Annotated in this window: 20 protein-coding genes, 5 tRNA genes and 1 pseudogene; 24 read left to right on the top strand and 2 right to left on the bottom strand. The window is 42.8% G+C overall.

Translation table 11 applies throughout. From position 1 onward, the window contains the following. The first annotated feature begins 5 nt into the window (after positions 1-5). The 8 genes from EO124_RS02320 to EO124_RS02285 all read left to right on the top strand — a co-directional run bounded on the left by EO124_RS02320 (position 6) and on the right by EO124_RS02285 (position 3397). Positions 6-1514: a TrkH family potassium uptake protein gene (locus tag EO124_RS02320; RefSeq protein WP_127058165.1), complete on the top strand. Its 1509-nt coding sequence runs from the start codon at positions 6-8 to the stop codon at positions 1512-1514. 77 nt (positions 1515-1591) lie between these two features. Further along, positions 1592-2203 carry an MBL fold metallo-hydrolase gene (locus EO124_RS02315; protein WP_127058164.1) on the top strand — a complete coding sequence of 204 codons (612 nt, stop codon included), beginning with the start codon at positions 1592-1594 and terminating at the stop codon, positions 2201-2203. Positions 2204-2376: 173 nt separating this feature from the next. Continuing rightward, positions 2377-2452, top strand: a tRNA-Asp gene (locus tag EO124_RS02310). Positions 2453-2457: 5 nt separating this feature from the next. Then, positions 2458-2533: transfer RNA gene (locus EO124_RS02305), tRNA-Phe, on the top strand. Between the two features lie 5 nt (positions 2534-2538). Further along, positions 2539-2613, top strand: a tRNA-Gly gene (locus EO124_RS02300). Positions 2614-2620: 7 nt separating this feature from the next. Beyond that, positions 2621-2695: transfer RNA gene (locus tag EO124_RS02295), tRNA-Cys, on the top strand. Positions 2696-2710: 15 nt separating this feature from the next. Then, a tRNA-Leu gene (locus EO124_RS02290) sits at positions 2711-2799 on the top strand. Positions 2800-2944: 145 nt separating this feature from the next. Further along, complete coding sequence (locus tag EO124_RS02285) at positions 2945-3397, top strand: GNAT family N-acetyltransferase (protein WP_021840641.1); 453 nt, start codon at positions 2945-2947, stop codon at positions 3395-3397. 109 nt (positions 3398-3506) lie between these two features. Here EO124_RS02285 and EO124_RS02280 read toward each other — a convergent pair whose 3' ends face one another. Further along, positions 3507-5333: a phosphoethanolamine transferase gene (locus EO124_RS02280; protein WP_127058163.1), complete on the bottom strand. Its 1827-nt coding sequence runs from the start codon at positions 5331-5333 to the stop codon at positions 3507-3509. Positions 5334-5540: 207 nt separating this feature from the next. Here EO124_RS02280 and EO124_RS02275 point away from each other — a divergent pair, with 207 nt between their 5' ends. From EO124_RS02275 to EO124_RS02215, 13 genes and pseudogenes are all read left to right on the top strand, one after another. Beyond that, entirely contained in the window at positions 5541-6281 is a 741-nt protein-coding gene (locus EO124_RS02275) for a segregation and condensation protein A (RefSeq protein WP_241230651.1), read from the top strand. A 121-nt stretch (positions 6282-6402) separates the two neighbouring features. Next, a complete protein-coding gene (scpB, locus tag EO124_RS02270; protein ID WP_127058162.1) occupies positions 6403-7056 on the top strand; it encodes an SMC-Scp complex subunit ScpB in 654 nt (217 codons plus the stop codon). 16 nt (positions 7057-7072) lie between these two features. Beyond that, positions 7073-7789 (top strand): annotated as a pseudogene (locus EO124_RS02265) (pseudouridine synthase); the annotation flags it as partial. Positions 7790-7923: 134 nt separating this feature from the next. Continuing rightward, the gene (locus tag EO124_RS02260) at positions 7924-9177 is read left to right on the top strand and encodes a BaiN/RdsA family NAD(P)/FAD-dependent oxidoreductase (protein WP_127058160.1); all 1254 of its coding nucleotides are present in this window, start codon (positions 7924-7926) and stop codon (positions 9175-9177) included. Between the two features lie 25 nt (positions 9178-9202). Continuing rightward, positions 9203-9877 carry a (d)CMP kinase gene (gene cmk, locus EO124_RS02255; protein ID WP_021841778.1) on the top strand — a complete coding sequence of 225 codons (675 nt, stop codon included), beginning with the start codon at positions 9203-9205 and terminating at the stop codon, positions 9875-9877. A gap of 14 nt (positions 9878-9891) precedes the next feature. Beyond that, positions 9892-10509, top strand: coding sequence for a lysophospholipid acyltransferase family protein (locus EO124_RS02250; protein ID WP_127058159.1), 618 nt, complete (start codon positions 9892-9894; stop codon positions 10507-10509). A gap of 10 nt (positions 10510-10519) precedes the next feature. Then, positions 10520-12427, top strand: a complete 1908-nt coding sequence (locus tag EO124_RS02245) for a bifunctional 4-hydroxy-3-methylbut-2-enyl diphosphate reductase/30S ribosomal protein S1 (protein ID WP_127058158.1) — start codon at positions 10520-10522, stop codon at positions 12425-12427. Between the two features lie 147 nt (positions 12428-12574). Further along, positions 12575-13909, top strand: a complete 1335-nt coding sequence (der, locus tag EO124_RS02240; RefSeq protein WP_021841780.1) for a ribosome biogenesis GTPase Der — start codon at positions 12575-12577, stop codon at positions 13907-13909. Then, positions 13909-14514, top strand: a complete 606-nt coding sequence (gene plsY / locus EO124_RS02235) for a glycerol-3-phosphate 1-O-acyltransferase PlsY (protein WP_127058157.1) — start codon at positions 13909-13911, stop codon at positions 14512-14514. The genes der and plsY overlap by 1 nt, the downstream gene beginning before the upstream one ends. After that, positions 14511-15512 (top strand): NAD(P)H-dependent glycerol-3-phosphate dehydrogenase, encoded by a 1002-nt coding sequence (locus EO124_RS02230; RefSeq protein WP_127058156.1) that lies wholly within the window; start codon positions 14511-14513, stop codon positions 15510-15512. The genes plsY and EO124_RS02230 overlap by 4 nt, the downstream gene beginning before the upstream one ends. Before the next feature lie 83 nt (positions 15513-15595). After that, complete coding sequence (gene rsmD, locus EO124_RS02225; protein WP_127058155.1) at positions 15596-16150, top strand: 16S rRNA (guanine(966)-N(2))-methyltransferase RsmD; 555 nt, start codon at positions 15596-15598, stop codon at positions 16148-16150. Positions 16151-16154: 4 nt separating this feature from the next. Further along, on the top strand, positions 16155-16643 hold the full coding sequence (gene coaD, locus EO124_RS02220) for a pantetheine-phosphate adenylyltransferase (RefSeq protein WP_021841784.1): 489 nt from the start codon (positions 16155-16157) through the stop codon (positions 16641-16643). A 20-nt stretch (positions 16644-16663) separates the two neighbouring features. Next, positions 16664-17116: a hypothetical protein gene (locus EO124_RS02215; protein WP_021841785.1), complete on the top strand. Its 453-nt coding sequence runs from the start codon at positions 16664-16666 to the stop codon at positions 17114-17116. 122 nt (positions 17117-17238) lie between these two features. Here EO124_RS02215 and EO124_RS02210 read toward each other — a convergent pair whose 3' ends face one another. Next, a complete protein-coding gene (locus EO124_RS02210) occupies positions 17239-18987 on the bottom strand; it encodes an Rqc2 family fibronectin-binding protein (protein WP_127058154.1) in 1749 nt (582 codons plus the stop codon). A gap of 164 nt (positions 18988-19151) precedes the next feature. On the opposite strand from EO124_RS02210, the gene EO124_RS02205 reads away from it, so the two are divergent. Genes EO124_RS02205 through gmk form a run of 3 tightly spaced genes read left to right on the top strand, consistent with a single transcriptional unit; the run spans position 19152 to position 20960 of the window. Beyond that, positions 19152-20033 carry a YicC/YloC family endoribonuclease gene (locus EO124_RS02205; RefSeq protein ID WP_127058153.1) on the top strand — a complete coding sequence of 294 codons (882 nt, stop codon included), beginning with the start codon at positions 19152-19154 and terminating at the stop codon, positions 20031-20033. A 25-nt stretch (positions 20034-20058) separates the two neighbouring features. Continuing rightward, positions 20059-20325, top strand: coding sequence for an extracellular matrix/biofilm regulator RemA (remA, locus tag EO124_RS02200; protein WP_006556813.1), 267 nt, complete (start codon positions 20059-20061; stop codon positions 20323-20325). Between the two features lie 8 nt (positions 20326-20333). After that, complete coding sequence (gene gmk / locus EO124_RS02195) at positions 20334-20960, top strand: guanylate kinase (RefSeq protein ID WP_021841788.1); 627 nt, start codon at positions 20334-20336, stop codon at positions 20958-20960. The last annotated feature ends 6 nt before the right edge of the window (positions 20961-20966 follow it).

Here is a 20966-nt window from a genome sequence, read left to right as displayed (position 1 = left end):
GTCTTATGCGTATACAGATTGTCATGCGATTAGTGGGGCAGTTAATCCTCATTGTTGCAGGAATTATGTGGGTTCCGTTCATTTACGGTTTGACGGTTGGTGAGTCATATTTTTCTTTTATCGGCGCCTCCATTATGGCGGCTGTAACGGGCAGTTTATTGTATTACTACGGACAGCCGAGTACCAGTTACAGTTTGCGCGACGGTTTTTTGACCGTTAGTTCTATCTGGATTTTGGTATCCTTTTTTGCCTCATTACCGTTTTACTTCGGCGGCGTTTTGCCAACATTTATAGATTCTTTATTTGAGTCGGTATCGGGGATAACGGCTACCGGTGCGTCTGTGGTGGAAGAGTTGGACAGCTTACCCAAAAGTTTTGTGCTGTGGCGCAGCCTCACTCATTGGCTTGGCGGTATGGGGATTGTCGTATTGGTGCTGGCCTTCCTTAAGAACTTAGGTGCTGATTCGGCTCATTTGTTCAACGCTGAAGCTTCGGTGCCGCGTCCCGGTGTGGTATTGCCGCGCATTCGGTCTATGGCTTTTAAATTATGGACTATTTATTTATTATTTACAGCCGTATGTTTCAGTGCGTTAGTAATTGCCGGTATGTCGTATTTTGATGCCATTAACATGACGTTTACCACGATTGCCACCGGTGGTTATATACCAAATGACGGAGTCGTTGATATTTATACGGAAAGTTGGGCTATTCGCTGGATTTTAATCTTTTTTATGATTTTAGCAGGTGGTAACTTTACCGTGTATTATGCCGTATTCCAGCGAGGTCTCAAAGCGGTTTGGCAGGATTTTGAATATCGCATGTATTTATTGATACTGTTTATCGGGTCAATCATTGTAATGTATGCTTTATATATGGCCGATAATTTTTCTCCCGGTACCTCCTTTAATCGGGCTGTATTCATGATTGTGTCGATGCAAACCGGTTCCGGATTGGTTCTGGGCAACTATGATGTATGGTCGCCGCTCGCACAAATGATGCTCTTTATGTCAATGTTCTTCGGTGGTTGTAGCGGATCTACTACGGGTGGTATTAAAATTATTCGTATTATTATTTTAATTAAAAGCAGTATTATTTATTTGCGTAAGGCCATTCATCCCGATATGGTGCAGACCATTACAATTAATGGCAAATCTATGCCACAAAAATGGGTTCAAATGACGCAGCAGTTCTTTTTCTTGTACATGACTGTATTTGCTATTTCTGCGTTGGGCATTGCCGCTACAGGCCTTAGTTTCGGTGAATCTTTACAATGTGTGGCGGGGATTTTGGGGAACGTAGGGCTTGCGTTCGGCAAACTGGGGCCACAAGGCTCTTTTGCAGTGCTTCATCCGATGGCCAAAATAATTTGTGTAATCGATATGTTACTCGGCCGTTTGGAATTGTTTACCTTACTTGTATTACTTCATCCGGATTTTTGGCAGGGCTATTTCCTTAAACGTCGCAAACGTTCCTATAAGGTATTGCAACCGGTAGGTACTCATCGCAGAGGCTAGTACCTTAACATTTTTACTCACTGGTGATTAATAGCCATAATAGAAGGCTCAACGTATGACTTGGATAGGAGGACTTTATGGAAATTTTAAAACAGCCTTTAGGCTTATATAAGGCAAATTGTTATGTTTTAAAAGAGGCCGGCCAGGCGCTTATCATAGATCCGGGCTTTCATGCTCATAAAGTCCTTGAAATGGTAGGGGAAGCGGATCTTAAAGGCGTTGTACTCACACATGGTCACTGCGATCATGTGTGTGCCGTTGACGGAGTTTTGAAAGAACGTCCCGTTCCTTTATATATGCATCCCGGGGATGATGAATTGCTACATGCCAAACGGCGGATTCCATCGGCCTATAAAGGCCTCTTTCAGTCCCCGTATTTGCCCTTAAAGGAAGGAATTCTTAACCTCGGGGTATTTGACCTCTATGTGCACGAAACGCCGGGACACAGCAAAGGAAGCGTTATTATACAGTGGGGACAACATTTGTTTACCGGCGACACTTTGTTTAAAAATTCAGTAGGGGCTACGAATAACTATAATGGGGATGATGCGGTGCTTAAATCTTCGCTTCGCCAAATTATGACATGGAACCCCGATTTAATCGTTCATCCCGGTCATGCAGAGGATACAACGATTAAAGAAGAGTTGGCTCATAACCCATTTTTACAGCCTTTGAAAGAATTTAATTAAATTGAAATAAAATATTAAATTTATACTAGACAAAGCCACCTGAAAAATGGTAGAATAATTTTCGTTGCTAAGGGCGGCGAAAGTAATGAAACAGTCAAAAGCATGTAAAAACTTTTCAAAAAGTTGCTTGACAATTGTTGCTGAAACCCCTATAATAACAAAGTAACGTATACGGCCCCGTGGTGTAGCGGTTAACATGTCGCCCTGTCACGGCGAAGATCGTCAGTTCAAATCTGATCGGGGTCGCCACGTTCGCCCCGGTAGCTCAGTCGGTAGAGCAAAGGACTGAAAATCCTTGTGTCGACAGTTCGATTCTGTCCTGGGGCACCATTTATGCGGAAATAGCTCAGTGGTAGAGCACCGCCTTGCCAAGGCGGGGGTCGCGAGTTCGAATCTCGTTTTCCGCTCCATTTATTTGGCGGCATAGCCAAGCGGTAAGGCAGAGGTCTGCAAAACCTTTATTCCCCAGTTCGATTCTGGGTGCCGCCTCCATATTTTTCCACCCATGCCGGGGTGGCGGAACAGGCAGACGCAACGGACTTAAAATCCGTCGGTTGGAGACAACCGTACCGGTTCGATTCCGGTCCTCGGCACCATTTAGACTGAATGAAAATTCAGTCTATTTTTTTTCAAATAAAGAAGGACTTTTTTCCTCCTATAGCGAACTATATATTTAGAGTAATTAATCATGTATATTTTGGTACAGATACATACTATGGTATAGCTAAAGGAGGATTTCGTATGAATTTTGAACTTCGTGATGGTCATGAGTATATTGATGAAGTAAAGAAACTATTTGTTGATTATGTACGTTCCTTAGGTGTTGCTGCCAATGTGAAAGAATTTGAAGGCTTGGAAGAAAAGTATAAAGGCGACCGTGAAGCGTTATACATTGCCTTTGTAGATGATGTACCGGCCGGCTGCGTAGCTTTACGCCATGTTAACTATGAAACCGCTGAAATGAAGCGCCTTTATGTACGCCCTGAATTTCGTCGTACCGGCCTCGGTATGAATATTGCTCACATTCTTGTAGAAGAAGCTAAAGAAAAAGGTTATAAGACGCTTCTATTGGATTCCTTGCCTAGCATGGAAAGTGCCAAAGAATTATACAAAGCCTTGGGCTTTAAGAGCACTGACCGGAATGTGAAAAAACCGGTTCGTACGGTTGTACATTTATCATTACCTTTAGTTTAATCAATACCGACCAAAATAGTAACTTAAATAAAAGCGAGTCCCGCTTCTGATGGGGGACTCGCTTTTTGTGTGTTTTTGTTTTTATTCGCTTCGAATTAAACTTGGACTGTTATCGCTCCGGTGCGGCTGCTTCCGGGTCATTGGTTAATGGTTCCTGACCTAAAAGCGTCGTTAAATTATACTTGTTGAAGCGATAGTTCGGATTAGAGAAGTCTCTGGTCCGATCATAACGATTAGTCGGTGCCTGTAAGATACCGGATACTAAGTCGTAGAGTAAATCATTGGTGAAATATTTGTTTTCATGGTCACGCAGAATAGCCGTTGTTTCCGGATAAGCTTCTTCGTAGGTTGGCGATAAGTAAACCCATAGAGGAATGCGGGCCATGTCGAAATCAAAAATATCCGGATTGTGGGAATAATTGAGGCTTTCCCCGTGGTCGGAGAAATAAATCATGGCCTGTAGATTTAAGTGATCCTTGGCATAGGTATAAATTTGCTGTAATACCCAATCCGTATAAAGTTGGCTGTTGGCATAAGCTTCTTTGCCTTTCGGCACTTCGCCGACTTTCCATTTACTGAATTCATGAGGATAACGGTCATTATAATAAATATGACTGCCCATGATATGAATGACAATAAAGTTATTTTTATACGGTTCTACTTGTTGGAGTAGCGGCAAAATAACACCGTCGTACTTATCGGAGAACATATATGCTTCATGAGCCCATAAAGGTCTGTCTGCCGTTTTGGCAATTAAGGAGATAGCCGTATCGTATTCGCCGTAAACGCCTTGGTTGCTAAACCAACTCGTGTAGTAACCGGCTTTTTTAGCCACATCGAGAATATTGGCAGAATCCAAGAACGGCTTATCATCGTATTGATTGCGTTCTGTAAGAGCCCGTTCTAAGGTAGGTACTGTTTGTACATAAGACGAATAGGCGTTTTTAAAGAAGATAAAATCTGGATTTGAGGCCGCCATTTCGCTTTGCCAAGGTGTATCATCGTAAGCAAAGCTTGGATTGTAGACTTTCATGTAATTGCGCGAAGCTGATTCGCCGATAACGAGGATTATAGTACCCGGCGCCCCGGTGGCAGCGGTTTCGTCTGTTTCGAGATGTAAGTCATTGTAGATTTCGTGATGTTTGTCGCTGTATTGTTGTAACTCTTTCATATATGTAGCTACATCAGTCCAGTTTTTAACAATGTCTGTTTTCATAAAACCAAAGGGCAAGTAGATTACACAGGCAAGACAGGCAATGCTGAGTACGCCTAAACGCAATCTTGTCATCATATCGCGACGGGACAAGCGGTTCATCCCCTGGTTTGACCAGTAGTAAAACAGGAATAAGAGTACATTGCCGATGCCGATTAAGCCGGGAATGCCGGCGGAGCTTTTTAAAAAGCCGAAAGCTTCCTCCGGATTTGTTTGATACAGGGCCATTAAGGTGGCCGGCGTCAAACAATGCCACGTGTTAATATAGTAGCCGATTTGAATTAGCGGAATCAAAGACAAAAGCCACTGGATGAGTGCAATAAGGATGCTCAAAGAACGGCGGTATGGCAGATGGTGCACCATGAAATAGTGGAGTAAGCTGAGTCCTACAAAGAGTAGAAAGCCAAATAAGAAATCTGGGAAGAATTCGTAAAAATAAAAGGGCTTGGTATAGGACCAATGGTACAACAAAGGATAGGTTAAAGCCCAGGCAATGCCCAAAAGGCCATGCCCCAAGAAGGCCCGATGCCATAAAGTACTGCGCATAAGTTGCTGGAAAATGGCCAGCCCCAATAACAAGGGGAGGGATAACAAAAGAATATCTTCCCAATCAAAGCCAAAGGCAATAGGTTCGTAAATAAAATAAAAAGCGGCAAAGATGAGGACACACCACAAAATTGCCTGAACGACGGCATTGCGCCACCATGATATAAGAGTTTTCATAACGCATTTCCTTTATATTATAATAACATCAATACGATAGCAGAAATATAGTAAAAATACAAGGTTTAATATGCTTTTTTACATACTTTGACGGTTGTTAAATGCTATTTTTCTATGATACAATTAAAAAAAGGTTATCGAGACTTCGTGACAACATAAAGAGGGGCGTATAACCCCTCTTATTTGTTTGCCGAATCGTAAGGAGATATGATGAAACCCTATGAGTATAAGCTGGCCGTTTTTGAAGGGCCATTGGATTTATTACTCCATTTGATAGAAAAACATAAAATAGATATTTACGACATTCCCATTGTGGAAATTACGTCGCAATATATGGCGCAGCTCGAAGAATGGCAAACCTTTGATATTCATTACAGCAGTGAGTTTTTGGTTATGGCGGCTACGCTGTTACAGATTAAATCCCGCATGCTATTGCCAAGAAACGCACCACTCAATCCGGAAGAAGAAGAGGATCCCCGTGACGAATTGGTGGCTAATTTGCTTGAATATAAGCAAATCAAGGAGTTAACCGAGGCTCTAACCGAACGATCAGAGGCGAGTAGTCAGAGTTTTAGCCGGCCCGATTCGTTGAGTCAATGGGGGCAGGAAACGGTATTTCGTTTTGACATTGCCCAATTGTACAGTTTATTTAAATCTTGCATTGATCGAGTGGATGAAACGGTGCCGGAACCGCCAAAGGTAAAGGTGGAAAAAGAAGCTTACAGTTTGGAAGATACGATTGATTCCTTGCTTATGAGGGCCAAACAACAACGCCGATTCAGTTTTGTAGCTTTACTTAATGAGGTAACTGTGCGGGCCGCCAAAGTGACTATGTTTATAGCTGTTTTGGAATTATTGAAGCGTCAGATTTTTACTATACACTCAGTGACGGAAGGCCCTAATGACGGTTCGTTAAAGGATGTAACTTTAGTCAGTGAAATTGTCTAGTTCAGTTTATAATAGATTTTTGGTTATGCGTACTATTGAATACAGGAATAGCTATTAAATCGACTAGATTAAGATATTACATAAGAAAGCGTATATTAGTTAGAAAGGTGAGTAACAAACTATGACAGATGTGAATCAGCCAAGCGATACATCGCTGCTCGCCCATTTGGAAGCAGTTCTTTTTTCCGCAGCCAAACCGGTGCCTATCGCACTGCTTGGCGAACTATTTGATTGTGCAACGGAAGAGGCCGAAGCGTTATTGGAGCAATATGCCAATCAGCTGGTGGTTGATAAACGTGGCCTCCGTTTAAAAGTAAGCGGCGTTGGAGCCGAGCTTGTCAGTGCGCCGGAGAGCAGTGAATATGTGAGTAAGATTCGCCAACGGGAAGACCGCTTGTCACCGGCAGCGATGGAAACCTTGGCGGTTATTGCCTTTAAGCAGCCGGTTACGAAAAGTGAAATTGAAGAAGTGCGCGGTGTGAATTGTGAAAAAGTTTTAAAGCATTTAGTGAGCCGCGATTTAGTTATGGAACTGGGTCGTAAGGAAAGCATTGGCCGGCCTGTATTGTACGGAACGACCGATACATTTTTACGCAGTGTCGGCATAGAATCGGTGGAGACCTTAAAACGTGAAGTAGCCGTCGATAACGGTGTGGCAGTTACCGCTGAAAGAAGTAACACTATTGAGGCCGACGAAGACCATAAAAGTCCGGTAATTGAGGGTGAAAGTAATAATACGATTGAGGCTCATGAAGCTCATGAAATCATGGAATAAGGGAAAGGAGCAGACTATGGAACAAGAACGTTTGCAAAAATATATCAGTCGCTGCGGTTATGCATCAAGGCGCAAGGCAGAAGAATTAATCGTGGCCGGGAAGGTACAGGTGAACGGTCGTCAGGTTACGGAATTGGGGGTTAAAATTAATCCAGCCGTGGACCGCGTTAAAATTGACGGACAACGCATTGAACCGGAAGCATTGGAATATTATATTTTTAACAAGCCGAAAGGTAGCATTACTTCGGTGGGTGATCCGCAGGGACGCGCTACGGTAATGGATTATTTGAAAGACATTAAGAACCGTGTATATCCGGTAGGTCGCCTTGACTACAACACGGAAGGTTTGTTGTTATTCACCAATGACGGTGCTTTGGCTCAGGCTTTGATGCATCCGTCACAAGGTGTGACCAAGACCTATGAAGTGAAAATCAAAGGTCGTGTTTTGGACGAGCATTTGGAGGCATTGAGTTCGGGTATTACTTTAGAAGATGGTCCTACGTTGCCGGCGGAAATTGTGGATTATGGTTTTGACGCCAAGACGAATACGTCGCTTATAGAAATTACGATTCATGAAGGTCGTAATCGTCAAGTGCGCCGCATGTTTGAGCATTTTAAATATAGTGTGTACAACTTGAAACGCATTGCTTACGGCGGTCTTACCTTAGCCGGAGTAAAACGCGGTGCTTATCGTAAACTTACGGGGGAAGAGCTGCGTCAGTTAAAAGCACTTTGCAAATTACCGTTCGGCAAAGGAACCGGCGACGGCGCTAAAGGTCGAAAAATGCCGGCGAAAGACAATAAAAAACAGTTCGGTCGCAACGGCGCGGTGCGTGGTGCTAAACGTCGTTCCGGCGGAGGTCGACCATGAAACATATCATTGTAGTGGGAGCCGGTGCAGCCGGTCTTATGGCAGCTACTATTGCTGCTCGTGAAGGCGCTAAGGTGACCCTGATTGAAAAAATGAACATGATAGGTAAAAAGATGGGCATTACCGGCAAAGGCCGCTGTAATATTACCAATGATGCGCCTATCAGTGATTTTATCGCGAAAACACCGGGGAATGGCAAGTTCCTCATGAGTACCTATCAGCAGTTTGATAATCGCGATTTATTGGATTTACTCCATGAATGGAAGCTCGCCACTAAAGTTGAGCGCGGTGGCCGCGTTTTTCCGGTGTCCGATTTGGCGCTTGAAGTGCGCGATATGTTTATGCGAGTGTATAAAGGTTATGGCGGCATTTTACATTTAAATGAAGCTGTTAAGCATATTATTGTAAAAGACAATAAGGTTCAAGGCGTGGTTACCGATAAAGAAACTTATTATGGCGATGCCGTTATTCTGGCTACGGGCGGTTTATCCTATCCGCTTACCGGTTCTACCGGTGACGGCTATGCTATGGCCAAAGAGGTGGGCCATACGGTGACGGATTTACGTCCGTCATTGGTACCTTTGGAGACGAAGGAAGCGTGGGTTAAAGATTTAATGGGTTTAAGTCTTCGTAATGTGGAATTGTCGGCTGTGGCTAAAGATAAAGTGCAGGCTAAACAATTCGGTGAAATGATGTTTACTCATTTTGGCATTACCGGTCCAATCGTATTATCTTTGAGTCATACGGTAGGTAAGCTAATGAAGAAAAAGAATGTAGGTCCTATTCGACTCGAAATTAACTTGAAACCGGCGCTGACCGTGGAGCAGCTGGATCAGCGTGTGCAGCGAGATTTTGTGACCTATTCCAAAAAACAATTGGCAAATGGTTTAAAAGACCTCTTACCACAACGCTTAATTCCTGTTATTATAGAGTTAGCGAATCTTACGCCGGATAAATTTATTAATCAAATCAGCCGTGAAGAGCGCCAACGCTTGGTTCACGTGTTACAACATATGCCTTTGACGTTTAAACAGATGCGACCTATTGCGGAAGCCATTGTAACGGCGGGGGGCATTTCGGTTAAGGAATTTGTACCGAAAACAATGGAATCTAAATTGATTGCAGGACTTTACGGTGCCGGTGAAGTATTGGATATAGATGCTTTTACGGGGGGCTTCAATTTGCAGGCGGCGTTTGCCACCGGCTATGTGGCGGCACAGCATGCCGTACACGGTGAAGCAGCCGACTAAGCATATTATGGAGAGGAGTTTTTTGATGAGTAAACAGCGTATTGCGGTAGCTGTTGACGGTCCTGCGGGGGCCGGTAAAAGTAGTATTTCTAAAGCCGTAGCCAAACAGCTTGGCTATTTATATATTGATACGGGGGCTATGTACCGGGCCGTTACGTGGGCTGTTTTAAAAGCCGGCGTGAATCCCACCGATGAGGCGGCGGTAGCAGCTTTATTGCCTGACTTGTCGCTACGCATGGAACCTACCGAAGATGCTTTCAAGGTGTTTGTGAATGGTGAGGATGTAACGTCCTTAATTCGCACGCAAGAGGTAAACGGTGCCGTATCACAAATTGCAGCCATTAAGGCTGTTCGCGACTTTTTAGTGGCACAGCAACGTGCCATGGCCAGTGCAGGGGGTGTTATATTAGACGGCCGTGATATCGGGTCGGTGGTTTTACCTAACGCGGAATTAAAAATTTATTTGACGGCATCCGTAGAAGCTCGCGCCAAACGACGCTGGTTGGAAACGCCGGATAAAGAGTCCGTATCCTTGGATACGATTAAAGAAAGTGTTATGGCACGCGATGAAATGGATACGAATCGCAAAGAATCACCCCTTGTATGTGTACCGGAAGCGATAGTTATCAATTCTGATAATTTATCTTTTGATGAAACCGCTGCTCGTATGGTACAATTGATTACGGCAACAGAAAAGTAAAGGAGAGCGTATTCATGGATAAAGTTTCAGAATGTTTATGGCGCTCGGCTTTTGAAGTCGTATATGGTTGGATTTATAAAGCGGATGTGGTAGGTCGTGAAAACTTCCCGAAAGAAGGGCCGGTCATTGTGGCTCCCAATCATAAGAGCAACAACGATCCGTGTATCGTAGGGCGTGCCCTGCCGCGCCATGTAAGCTTTATGGCCAAAGAAGAATTATTTAAAAATCCGATTTCCAATTTCTTTTGTCGCTGGTTGGGCGCGTTTCCTTTAAAACGTGGCGGCGTGGATAAAATCGCCATTCGCCATGCTATGGGATTATTGAAGAATAATTTAGTGCTCGGCATTTTTCCGGAAGGAACCCGGCAAAAGAAGGATAATACGTTGGGCCGATTCCATGACGGCGTAGCTTCGATGGCGCTTCGTACGGGTGTGCCTGTAGTGCCGGTGGCTATTATGGGATCGTATCAGATGAAACGCGGTCAAGTGGCGGCCGTAATCGGTAAACCGATTCCCGTAGCGAAAGCAAAACCTACACCGGAAGCCATTGCCGAATTAAATGATAAAGTCAGGGTGGCTCTGGAAGGTCTTATGGCTGACTATCGGGCGGCTCATCCGGATTTTAAACGATAAGGAGTCAGGCGTGGAAATTCGTATTGCAGAAAATTGCGGTTTTTGTTATGGTGTGAAGAGGGCTGTTAATATGGCTCAAGACACATCAGATCAGTTAGAGCGCAGTTATACCTTAGGTCCTATCATTCATAATCCGCAAGTGGTTTCCAATTTGGAAGAACATGGCGTGTATGCCGTGGATTCGTTGGATGAAATTCCCGGCGGCACAGTAATCATTCGATCTCATGGCGTGGGACCGGCGGTGTATGAAGAAGCGACCGATAAAGGACTTAAAGTGGTGGACGCAACGTGTCCCCATGTAAAAAAAGCTCAACAAGATGCAAAATCGGTCATTGACTCGGGAATGTCGCTTGTCATTTTGGGTGAAAAAAAGCATCCTGAGGTAATTAGCATCAATTTATGGGCACAAAACAAAGGCATAGTTATAGAAACTGAAGAAGAAGCTAAAATTCTGCCTTTCGTGGAAAATAGGGGCGTAGTTGTACAAACTACCTTTTCACAATTTAAATTTCAAAGTATAATAGATATATTAGAGGAAAAAACTCAAAATCTAAAGGTTTTCAAAACGATTTGCACAGCTACTCAAGAACGTCAAAATTCGGCGGTAGAACTCGCAAAAACGGTGGACCTTATGATTGTGGTAGGCGGTAAGAACAGCGGCAACACAAACAGATTAGCAGAGGTCTGTCGTGACGTTGGATGTACTACTTACCATATAGAGACCGCTGCTGAATTACAATTGGACTGGTTCAACCATGTTCAAACGGTAGGGGTTACAGCCGGTGCATCGACACCCGACTGGATAATTAAGGAGGTCATTGACACAATGAATGAATTTGAACAATTGTTAGCTAACGAAGCTGACTGGGCAGAAGACTTTAAGAAAGGCACTGTAGTAGAAGGTACTGTTGTATCCGTAGAAGACGACAAAGCATATGTTTCTTTCGGTTACAAAACAGAAGCAACCTTGAATCGTACTGAAATCGCATATCCGGCACCTGCCTCTGCTAAAGACGTGCTCAAAGAAGGCGATCAGATTAAAGCCGTTATTATGAACCACATCAAGGAAGACAATCCTATCTACTTGTCCATCACTCGTTTGGCTAAAGACGAAGATTGGCAGTATGTACAGGAAGCTCAGGAAAAAGACGAACCAATCATCTGTAAAGGTGTGGACGCTATCCCTGCAGGTCTTGTTGTAACTGTTAAATCCCTTCGTGGTTTTATTCCACTTTCCCAAGGGGATGTACACTTCGTTAAATCTCTCGATAGCTTAGTAGGTACTGAATTCGAAGCTAAGGTATTGGAAATCGACGAAAAGAAAAACCGTTTGGTTCTTTCCCGTCGTGCTGTATTGGAAGTAGCTCGCCAGGCTAAATTGGAAGAAGCCTTGAAAAACATTCATGTTGGCGATAACTATAAAGGTATTGTTCGTAAAATTATGCCTTATGGTGCTTTCGTTGATATCGGTGGTATCGAAGGTTTACTTCACATTTCCGACATTTCTTGGCACAAAATCAAACGCGTTGAAGACGTATTGTCCGTAGGCCAGGAAATCGAAGTTAAATTGCAATCCTTTGATGCAGAAAGCAACAAACTTTCCTTATCCTTGAAAGCATTGACTAAGAGCCCATGGGACGTAGCTGAAGAAACTATCAAAGTTGGCGACGTTCTTACCGGTAAAGTAGTTCGTTTGGTAGCTTACGGTGCATTCGTAGCTGTTAACGACGACATCCAAGGTTTACTTCACATTTCTCAGATCACTAAACAGCGTAATGCTAAAGTAGAAGACTACTTGACTCGTGGTAAAGAAGTAGAAGTTAAAGTTATTTCTCTTAACAAAGATGAAAAGAAACTTGGCCTTGCTTTAACTGAGTTAATGGAACCAGTTGCAACAGCTGAATCCGACGCTGAATAATTGTAACCAATAGCGCGTAGCGCTTATATAAGGAGCTGTAAAGGGCTTGGCCCTTTATGGCTCCTTTTGCATTATCCCTTCTTTATGGATTGCTTTATATATGTTACAATATAGTGTGATAATTTGTGTAAAAATTGAGGTGACAATATGGCAAAACCATTAGTAGCAGTGGTAGGGCGTCCTAATGTGGGAAAATCTACATTGTTTAACGCCATTGTAAATAAACGAATTTCCATTGTTGAAGATATTCCGGGCGTAACGCGTGATAGAATTTATTTCGATGCGGAATGGCTTAACCGAGAATTTACCATGATTGATACGGGCGGGATTGAATTCATCACCGCCGACAGTCATGTAATTCCTAAAATGATGCGTTTACAGGCGCAACTTGCTATTGAAGAAGCGGATGTTATTTTATTTGTCGTTGACGGCAAACAAGGTATCGTACCGGCTGACGAAGAAGTAGCGAATATTTTGCGTGCCAGTGGTAAACCGGTATTATTGGTTGTTAATAAAATTGACAGTGTAAATCAGGAAGCCAACATTTATGAATTTTACAATTTAGGTATTGGCGATCCTATCGGTATTTCCGCTAAAAACTTAATGAACCTTGGCGATTTATTGGATGATGTGGTAAAACATTTCCCTGATTCGGCAACGGCTGAAGATGAAGAAGATACTATTCATGTAGCTTTAATCGGTCGTCCGAATGTAGGTAAATCATCGTTAACAAATGCTTTATTGGGTCAGGATCGTGTTATTGTAAGTGATGTAGCCGGTACAACTCGTGACTCCATCGATACACATTGGACTCATGAGGGCCAGAAGTTTGTGCTTATCGATACGGCCGGTATGCGTCGTAAAGCAAAAATCGATGCACCGGTAGAACGTTACAGTATCGTTCGTTCTTTACGGTCCGTAGATAGAGCTGACATCGTTGTTCTCGTATTGGACGGCGTGGACGGTGTTACCGAGCAGGATAAGAAAATTGCTGGTTATGCCCATGAAGCCGGTAAAGGGATTATCATCGTAGTCAACAAATGGGATTTAGTAGAAAAAGACGATAAAACGACTATCCGTTACACGGAAGATATTTACGATGAAATGGGCTTTTTGCGTTATGCGCCGATTCTTTTTGCTTCCGCATTGACGAAACAGCGTATCCATCGTTTAGCCGATTTAATTAAATTCGTATCCGAACAGCAACACATGCGTATTTCTACAAGTGTGTTGAACCAAGTATTATCGGATGCACAGAACGTCAATCCGGTACCGTCCAGAAGCGGTCGTTTGCCGAAGATTTATTATATGACGCAGGCTTCCGTAAAACCGCCGACCTTTATACTGTTTGTAAATGAACCGGAATTAATTCACTTCTCCTATATGCGTTTCTTGGAAAACAGACTTCGTGAGTCCTTCGGTTTTGAAGGTACCCCGATTCGCCTGATATTGCGCGGTAAGAAGGGAAATGATGACGACTAATGGATACTATGACTATTATCGGATTGGCAGTCGTGGCATATCTTTTAGGCTCCATTCCCAGCGGTTTAATTATCGGTAAATTATTTTTCAATACAGATGTCCGTTTATACGGCAGTAAAAATATCGGTGCGACGAATACGTATCGCGTACTGGGTATGAAGGCAGCTTTACCGGTATTTCTCTGCGATGCCGGTAAAGGTATGGCAGGGGTTGCTATTTTTTCACCGGATCCGAATTTGATGCTTTTAGGTGGCATTTTAGCTATGGTAGGCCATAATTGGTCGGTATTTTTGGGCTTCAAAGGTGGTCGTGGTGTAGCGACGGGGCTCGGGGTGTTGATATTTTTAGTACCTTTGATTTCGGCTATTTGTTTCGCTACATGGGCCGTTATCGTGTACTTTACCAAATATGTGTCCTTAGGCTCCATCGTAGGGGCCGCGTTAGTACCGATTTTGATGATTGCCTTCGGTGAACCTTTATGGTACGTCGTATTCGGTACAGTGGCCGCTTTATTCGTAATTTTACGTCATCGTGAAAATATTATGCGTCTTTTGCGCGGTCAAGAATTAAAAGTTGAACGGACGGAGCGTGATGATTCTAAATGAAAATAGGAATTATAGGATCCGGCAGCTGGGGCACTGCACTGGCTTGTAAAAGTGCTCAGGCCGGCAATGAGGCTTGGCTCTACTGTCGCCGTGAAGAGCAGGCGGCGCGCTTAAAGGCGGATCGTGAAAATAAAGAATATTTGGCCGGTGTTGCCTTGCCGGAAAACTTAAATATCAGTCATGTACCGGCTGTAGTGGCCGAAAACAGTGATATCCTTTTGATTGTGACGCCGTCTATTTATGTGCGTGATACACTGAAGCAGTTTGCCCCATATATTTCTGCAAAAACGACGGTAGTTATTTGCTCTAAGGGGATTGAACGAGAGACGGGTAAGCGTTTATCCGAAGTGGCTGATGAGGTTGTAGGCCATATTACGGATCACTTAGCTATTTTATCCGGACCTAATCATGCCGAGGAAATAGGCCGTGATTTACCGGCTGCAACGGTTGTGGCGGCACGAACGGTACCAACGGCGGAGCAAGTGCAACAGGCTTTAAGTACTGTTAATTTCCGGGTCTATGTGAATGAAGATATGACGGGCGTAGAACTGGCAGCCACAACGAAGAATATTATCGCCTTAGCGGCCGGTATTGCAGATGGTATGAAGCTTGGTGATAATTGTAAGTCAGCTCTTTTGACACGTGGTCTTCACGAGATGACCAAATTTGGTGTGGCTATGGGGGCACGTCGCGAAACTTATGCCGGGCTCGCCGGTATGGGCGATTTGATTACCACTTGTATGAGTCGTCATAGTCGTAACCGCACAGCGGGTCAGAAATTGGCAGCCGGTGAGACTATGGATTATATAATGAATCACTCCAATATGGTGGTAGAAGGCTTTTTTGCCGTAAAAACAGTGTATGAAATCGCTAAAGCAAAAGAATTGGATTTACCTATAACAGAAGCTTTATACGAAGTTTTATACCATCAAAAATCGCCTCAAACAGCACTTATGGAGCTGATGGGGCGCAACTTGAAAGATGAAATGTTCTTATAATAATTTTTCCCTAGGAATGTACTTTTATTTTGGAACATTATATACTATAATTAAAAGACAAGTGTAGGCATAAAGAGGGAAGTATGAGAATTATTGCAGGACGTGCTAAAGGTCATATATTGAAAGCTCCGAAAGGGATGAGTACGAGACCCACACAGGATCGTGTGCGGGAGAGTATTTTTAATATACTGACTAATTACGGTCTGATTGAGTCCACCGTACTTGATTTTTTCTCCGGTACAGGCGCTTTCGGATTGGAAGCTGTCAGTCGCGGTGCCTCACTGGCCGTATGCGTTGATAAACGGACAGCTCGAATTATTAAAGCGAACATTGAGCATTGTCATATGGAAGACGCGGTTGAAGTGATACCAACATCGATTGAAACGGCGGCTAAACAGTTAGCCGGTCGTCAGTTTGATTATATTTTTGCGGATCCGCCATATGAACAAGGTTTTGTGGCCGCAACGTTGGCTGTAGTCGTGAATCAGCAATTACTAAAAGAAAATGGAATGCTTATTGTGGAGCATCATGAAAACGAACCGCTTGTATTGCCGGAAGGTTGGAGCCTTGTTAGGGAACAACGCTTTGGTTATACGAAGGTGACGTATTGTGTACCCTATGAGCTTGAAAGGAGCTAATATAGTGCGTATAGGCATTTGCCCAGGGAGTTTTGACCCTGTGACAAACGGGCATGTCGATATTTTTGAACGAGCGAGTAAGCTTGTAGATAAGTTGATTGTGGCGGTTTTAACTAATCCGAATAAAAATAATTTGTTTACTCAAGATGAGCGAGTTGAATTGATTAAAGCCTCCGTAGCCCATATACCTAATGTTGAAGTAGATTGTGCATCAGGTCTGTTGATTGATTATGCAAAATCAAAAAACAGTATTATGATTATTCGAGGCTTGCGAGCGCTTGCTGATTTTGAATATGAATTCCAACGAGCTTTATTTTCAAAGTTTTTGGATGACGATATTGAAACCGTTTTTATCATGACGAATAATAAGTATTCATTTGTCAGTTCCACGGGAATTCGCGAATTAGCGCGATTTAATGGTCGTCTTGACGGCTTAGTTCCGGATGCAGTAAAAGAAGCGTTAGAAGCAAAATTTGCGAATCGTAGTGAATAGTACTAATAGGAGTGGCGAGAATGAAAACAGAAAAACTTTTAGAAGATTTGGAAAATTTAATTGAAACCAGTGGTCGCATTCCTATGACCACCAAACGTGTCATTGAAGAAGAAGAAATTATGCGTGTCTTAGATGCCATTAATGAATCTTTGCCGTTGGAGCTTGAAGAATCCCGCCGTATTATGGCTGAAAAAGATAAAATTTTGGCAGATGCACAGCGTCAGGCCGATACTTTGATTGCTCAGGCCAAAGATTATATTGCAAAATTGACGGAAGAAAGCGAACTTGTTAAACAGGCTCAAACTCAGGCTAACCAAATTATTACCTTGGCTAACCAATCTTCCGAAGAATTGAAAAACAGTTCTATTCAATATGCTCAAGATGTAATGCGTTATATTGAAAACAATTTGGAAAAAACTTTGGAAAGCTTGCGCCAAAACCGCGAAAGCTTAAAACAATCCAATCGCGATTAATTGCGTTATTTTTGGCGATTTTGTTGACAATGCCGGTCATTGTAAGCTTGAAATAATAAAGAAGCTCTCAGGAAGCATCCTTGCTATACTTGGTATAGGGGATTTCCTGAGAGCTTTTTTGCTTATTCGTAGAGATTCGTTTCTTTATTTAATACCGGTTCTTTCGGGTCGATTACCGCTGTTTTCTGATTTGTATAAATAACAAAGCCTAATGGCGATGCCGGTGGTTTTTTTATAAATTTAACCGGCGTGTAATCGACAGCTACTTTGGAGGACTCGCGAGCGCGACTGAAATAGGCGGCATAGCGGGCGGCTAAAGTAAGCATTTCATCGGTTGGTTCGCCGATTTGGGTGCGTAAGATAACATGACTGCCTTGTACCTGCAAAGTATGGAACCACATATCATCAGGCTTGGCGAAACGATGGGTTAAATATTCATTCTGCTGATTGTTGCGACCGATGAAAATTTCACCGCCGTCAATTTGAAAATGCATGAAGTTATGTTTCGGTGCCTTATAACTAACCGGTTTTTTAGATTTCTTCAAAAGCCCGGCCTGTTCGCATTCATTGTAGATTTCTTGAACCGTTTCTTTGCTATCGGCAATGGTTAAACTGTATAAAACGGACTGAAGATAGTCAATGCGACGACTACTTTGCTCTAATTGATATAAGCCGCTTTGTTTACGATTTTTTAACTTCGTATAGAGTTTGTAATAATTTTGCGCATTCTCTACAACGGTTAATTCCGGCACGAGGGGAATGGTAATCGGTTCAACGGGGTTTACTAAAATATTGTCTAAGGTGATATTTGGTTCGTATTGCGTATCGCGATAGGCGTTAATCATCAATAAATCGCCGAAAGCCTTATATTCATCGGCTTTGGAGCTATCGTTAAGTTCCGCTTCAATCTTACTGTGACGGAGTTCTTCTTTTTTAATAGCCTGTTCTAAAGTTCGTTCTAATTCACGAGTGGTCGTATTGATGCCGCCTTGTTTTACAACGGCGACTTCAAGCGGTTGTGAGATGGAATCGTAGGTAGCCGTTAACTGACCGCCTTGCGCCAATAAATAGGTAAGGGGCACAGGGCTGTAAAACTTTTTATGGTTCGCATTTTCGTATTCATATAATTGCTTGGCATCATTAATAGCCTCTTTTAAATTGATGAGAGCCGCTGCAAGAGACGTAATTTGTTCAGGAGTGAGTGATGCGAACTCCGTTTTTTCGGTTACACCGGCTTCATAACATACCTCTTTTAAGAGAGCCGGACCGAAACCGTTAAAAATACGACGAATTGTTTCGGCTACGGTGCCTTGACCGAAGTTGTGAAGTAATTCGCCGATTTCTTCGTTGCTGAACTCAAAAAGGCTGCCCCGTTCGCTGTTTGGCGGTAATTCATAAGTGAGTTTAGGAGCGATGGAACGTTCGCGGTTCATGAGCGGTGTAACGTGAATGAGTGCTTCCAGAATCTGGCCGTCTTGAACGAAAATACAGTTGGAATATTTCCCCATTAGCTCAATGTAAATCCGATTTGAAATGAGGGAACCGTCAAGAGCCAGCTTGTCTGCATTGATGCGCAGAATTCGGTCACCGTTTAATTGCTTGATTGCCGTAATACGAGCGCCTTCTAAATGTTTGCGTAAAAACATGCAAAGCGCAGTCGGTTCTTTCGGTAAATCCGTAATGCCGTGGCTGAGATAACAAGCCGGTAAATTGCCGGCCGTAATAACCAGGTCTTTATTACCCTGGTGAGTATTAACTTTTAAAACGATTGTAGTTTTATCTATTTGTAATAGCCGCTGGATTTGACCGGTCACTAATTGATCGGAAAGTTCTTTGGTCAAAACGGCTAAGGTTAAACCATCTAAATTCATAAATTGCTCCTTTACTAAACATATTTATTATTTAAGTATATCACACTTATGACCTATTTGAACGCTTTACCCTATAGGCCTAACATGTTAAAATGTAAACAATAAGAAAATAATCTAAAATTAAGGAAAATTGACGAAAATTAAAGGAAAGGACCTATTTTATTATGAACAGCATGACGGGCTTCGGTCGTGGTATAGCCGCTGATGAGGCGTTACAGATTACGGTTGAAATAAAAACGGTTAATTCAAGGTTTTTGGATCTGCATATTAATATGCCATCCACGTTGAATTTTTTTGAAAATGAGCTGCGCCGTCAGATTAAAAGTGTATTGCAACGCGGTAAGGTGGAAGTCAATATTTCGCTACGCAATACACGGGATCGGGAAAAAGTTTTTACCGTGAATGAATCATTGGCATTGCAGATTCGCGAGTTTTTGGTTAAAAACGGTTTTGCGCAAGATATTAAGAAAGTGGCCTTGCGTGATATGATGACCGTATCTCAGGATTGGCTTCTTTTAGAAGATGTTCCTTTTGAAGAATCGAAGCTTCAAGAAACGGCTTTGAAGGCATTAGGTGATGCTCTCACCGGCGTAATAAATATGCGGGCTGCCGAAGGGGAACATTTAGCAAAAGAAATCGAAAGTCGTATTACCAAACTGGAAGATGTGTTAAAAGCCGTAGATGCCAACAAAACAGCAGCTGTTAAGAAATATGAAACACGTTTGCAGCAACGTATCGAAGCAACCTTGTCTAAAACTGATTTAGATATTAACATGGATAGATTTTTGCAGGAAGTAGCCATTATGAGTGACAAAACAGATATTACAGAAGAAATTGTACGTTTTGGCTCACATGTGGTACAATTAAAAGACACACTCAAAGAGAATCAACCGATTGGCCGTAAATTAGATTTCTTGTTACAGGAAATGAATCGTGAAGTAAATACGATGGGATCAAAAGGATCTGATTTAGAAATTACTGACCGCGTTGTAGTATTGAAATGTGAATTAGAGAAGATTAGAGAGCAAATTCAAAACATAGAGTAGGTAGTAGAGTAAGGAGTCACTAAGTATGAATACAAAACTTTTAAACATCGGGTTTGGTAATATGGTTTCAGCAAATCGCCTCATTGCGATTATCAGTCCTGAATCGGCTCCTATTAAGCGAATGATTCAAGATGCTCGCGAAAAGAGCGTACTCGTTGATGCCACATATGGTCGTAAGACTCGTGCCGTTCTCGTTATGGACAGCGGTCAAATCGTTTTATCCGCTATCCAACCGGAAACCGTAGCACATCGTATTGTACAGGCTACACCGTCTGAAACAACGGAAGCGTAGGTGTTATTATGTCGGATAGAGGAATCTTAATTGTCTTATCCGGCCCTTCGGGTGCGGGTAAAGGCACAATTTGTGCGGCCCTTCGCCAGCAAATGCCTAATCTTGTATATTCCGTATCGATGACAACTCGTGCACCCCGTGTCGGTGAAGAAGAAGGGGTTAGCTACTTTTTTAGAGATAAAGAAGAGTTTCAGCGTTTAATTAAAGAAGATGCATTTCTTGAATATGCACAAGTGTACGACAATTTTTACGGTACGCCAAAACAACATGTAATGGACTTGTTGTCAGAAGGTAAGAGCGTTATTTTGGAAATTGATATTCAAGGTGCTATGCAAGTTAAAGAGCGCTTTAGCGAAGCCGTTTTTATTTATATCGTACCGCCGTCTTTAGATATTTTGTCGAATCGTTTGCGCGATCGCGGGACGGATGCGGCCGATGTCATTGACAAGCGCTTATCGAAAGCCAGTTCGGAACTTGCGTTGGCTCACCGCTATGACTATATCGTAGTAAATGATGTGTTGCCAGATGCGGTTGAAAAAGTTGCGTCTATTTTACGAGCTGAAGCTTGCAAAATTAAACGAAATAAAGAAAAAATCCAGTACATTTATAAACAGTATGGCGGGAAAAAGGAGTAATGCGTT

Origin of the sequence: Veillonella ratti (genome assembly GCF_003992115.1) — a bacterium.
GTDB classification, from domain to species: Bacteria; Bacillota; Negativicutes; order Veillonellales; family Veillonellaceae; genus Veillonella_A; species Veillonella_A ratti.
The sequence above is the reverse complement of the archived record's forward strand: the minus strand, read 5'-3'. Positions and strand labels throughout refer to the sequence as shown.

Coding starts and splice junctions, on each gene's coding strand:
- EO124_RS02320 (WP_127058165.1), top strand. CDS start 6: ATGCGTATACAGATTGTCATGCGATTAGTGGGGCAGTTAATCCTCATT.
- EO124_RS02315 (WP_127058164.1), top strand. CDS start 1,592: ATGGAAATTTTAAAACAGCCTTTAGGCTTATATAAGGCAAATTGTTAT.
- EO124_RS02285 (WP_021840641.1), top strand. CDS start 2,945: ATGAATTTTGAACTTCGTGATGGTCATGAGTATATTGATGAAGTAAAG.
- EO124_RS02280 (WP_127058163.1), bottom strand. CDS start 5,333: ATGAAAACTCTTATATCATGGTGGCGCAATGCCGTCGTTCAGGCAATT.
- EO124_RS02275 (WP_241230651.1), top strand. CDS start 5,541: ATGATGAAACCCTATGAGTATAAGCTGGCCGTTTTTGAAGGGCCATTG.
- scpB (WP_127058162.1), top strand. CDS start 6,403: ATGACAGATGTGAATCAGCCAAGCGATACATCGCTGCTCGCCCATTTG.
- EO124_RS02260 (WP_127058160.1), top strand. CDS start 7,924: ATGAAACATATCATTGTAGTGGGAGCCGGTGCAGCCGGTCTTATGGCA.
- cmk (WP_021841778.1), top strand. CDS start 9,203: ATGAGTAAACAGCGTATTGCGGTAGCTGTTGACGGTCCTGCGGGGGCC.
- EO124_RS02250 (WP_127058159.1), top strand. CDS start 9,892: ATGGATAAAGTTTCAGAATGTTTATGGCGCTCGGCTTTTGAAGTCGTA.
- der (WP_021841780.1), top strand. CDS start 12,575: ATGGCAAAACCATTAGTAGCAGTGGTAGGGCGTCCTAATGTGGGAAAA.
- plsY (WP_127058157.1), top strand. CDS start 13,909: ATGGATACTATGACTATTATCGGATTGGCAGTCGTGGCATATCTTTTA.
- EO124_RS02230 (WP_127058156.1), top strand. CDS start 14,511: ATGAAAATAGGAATTATAGGATCCGGCAGCTGGGGCACTGCACTGGCT.
- rsmD (WP_127058155.1), top strand. CDS start 15,596: ATGAGAATTATTGCAGGACGTGCTAAAGGTCATATATTGAAAGCTCCG.
- EO124_RS02215 (WP_021841785.1), top strand. CDS start 16,664: ATGAAAACAGAAAAACTTTTAGAAGATTTGGAAAATTTAATTGAAACC.
- EO124_RS02210 (WP_127058154.1), bottom strand. CDS start 18,987: ATGAATTTAGATGGTTTAACCTTAGCCGTTTTGACCAAAGAACTTTCC.
- EO124_RS02205 (WP_127058153.1), top strand. CDS start 19,152: ATGAACAGCATGACGGGCTTCGGTCGTGGTATAGCCGCTGATGAGGCG.
- remA (WP_006556813.1), top strand. CDS start 20,059: ATGAATACAAAACTTTTAAACATCGGGTTTGGTAATATGGTTTCAGCA.
- gmk (WP_021841788.1), top strand. CDS start 20,334: ATGTCGGATAGAGGAATCTTAATTGTCTTATCCGGCCCTTCGGGTGCG.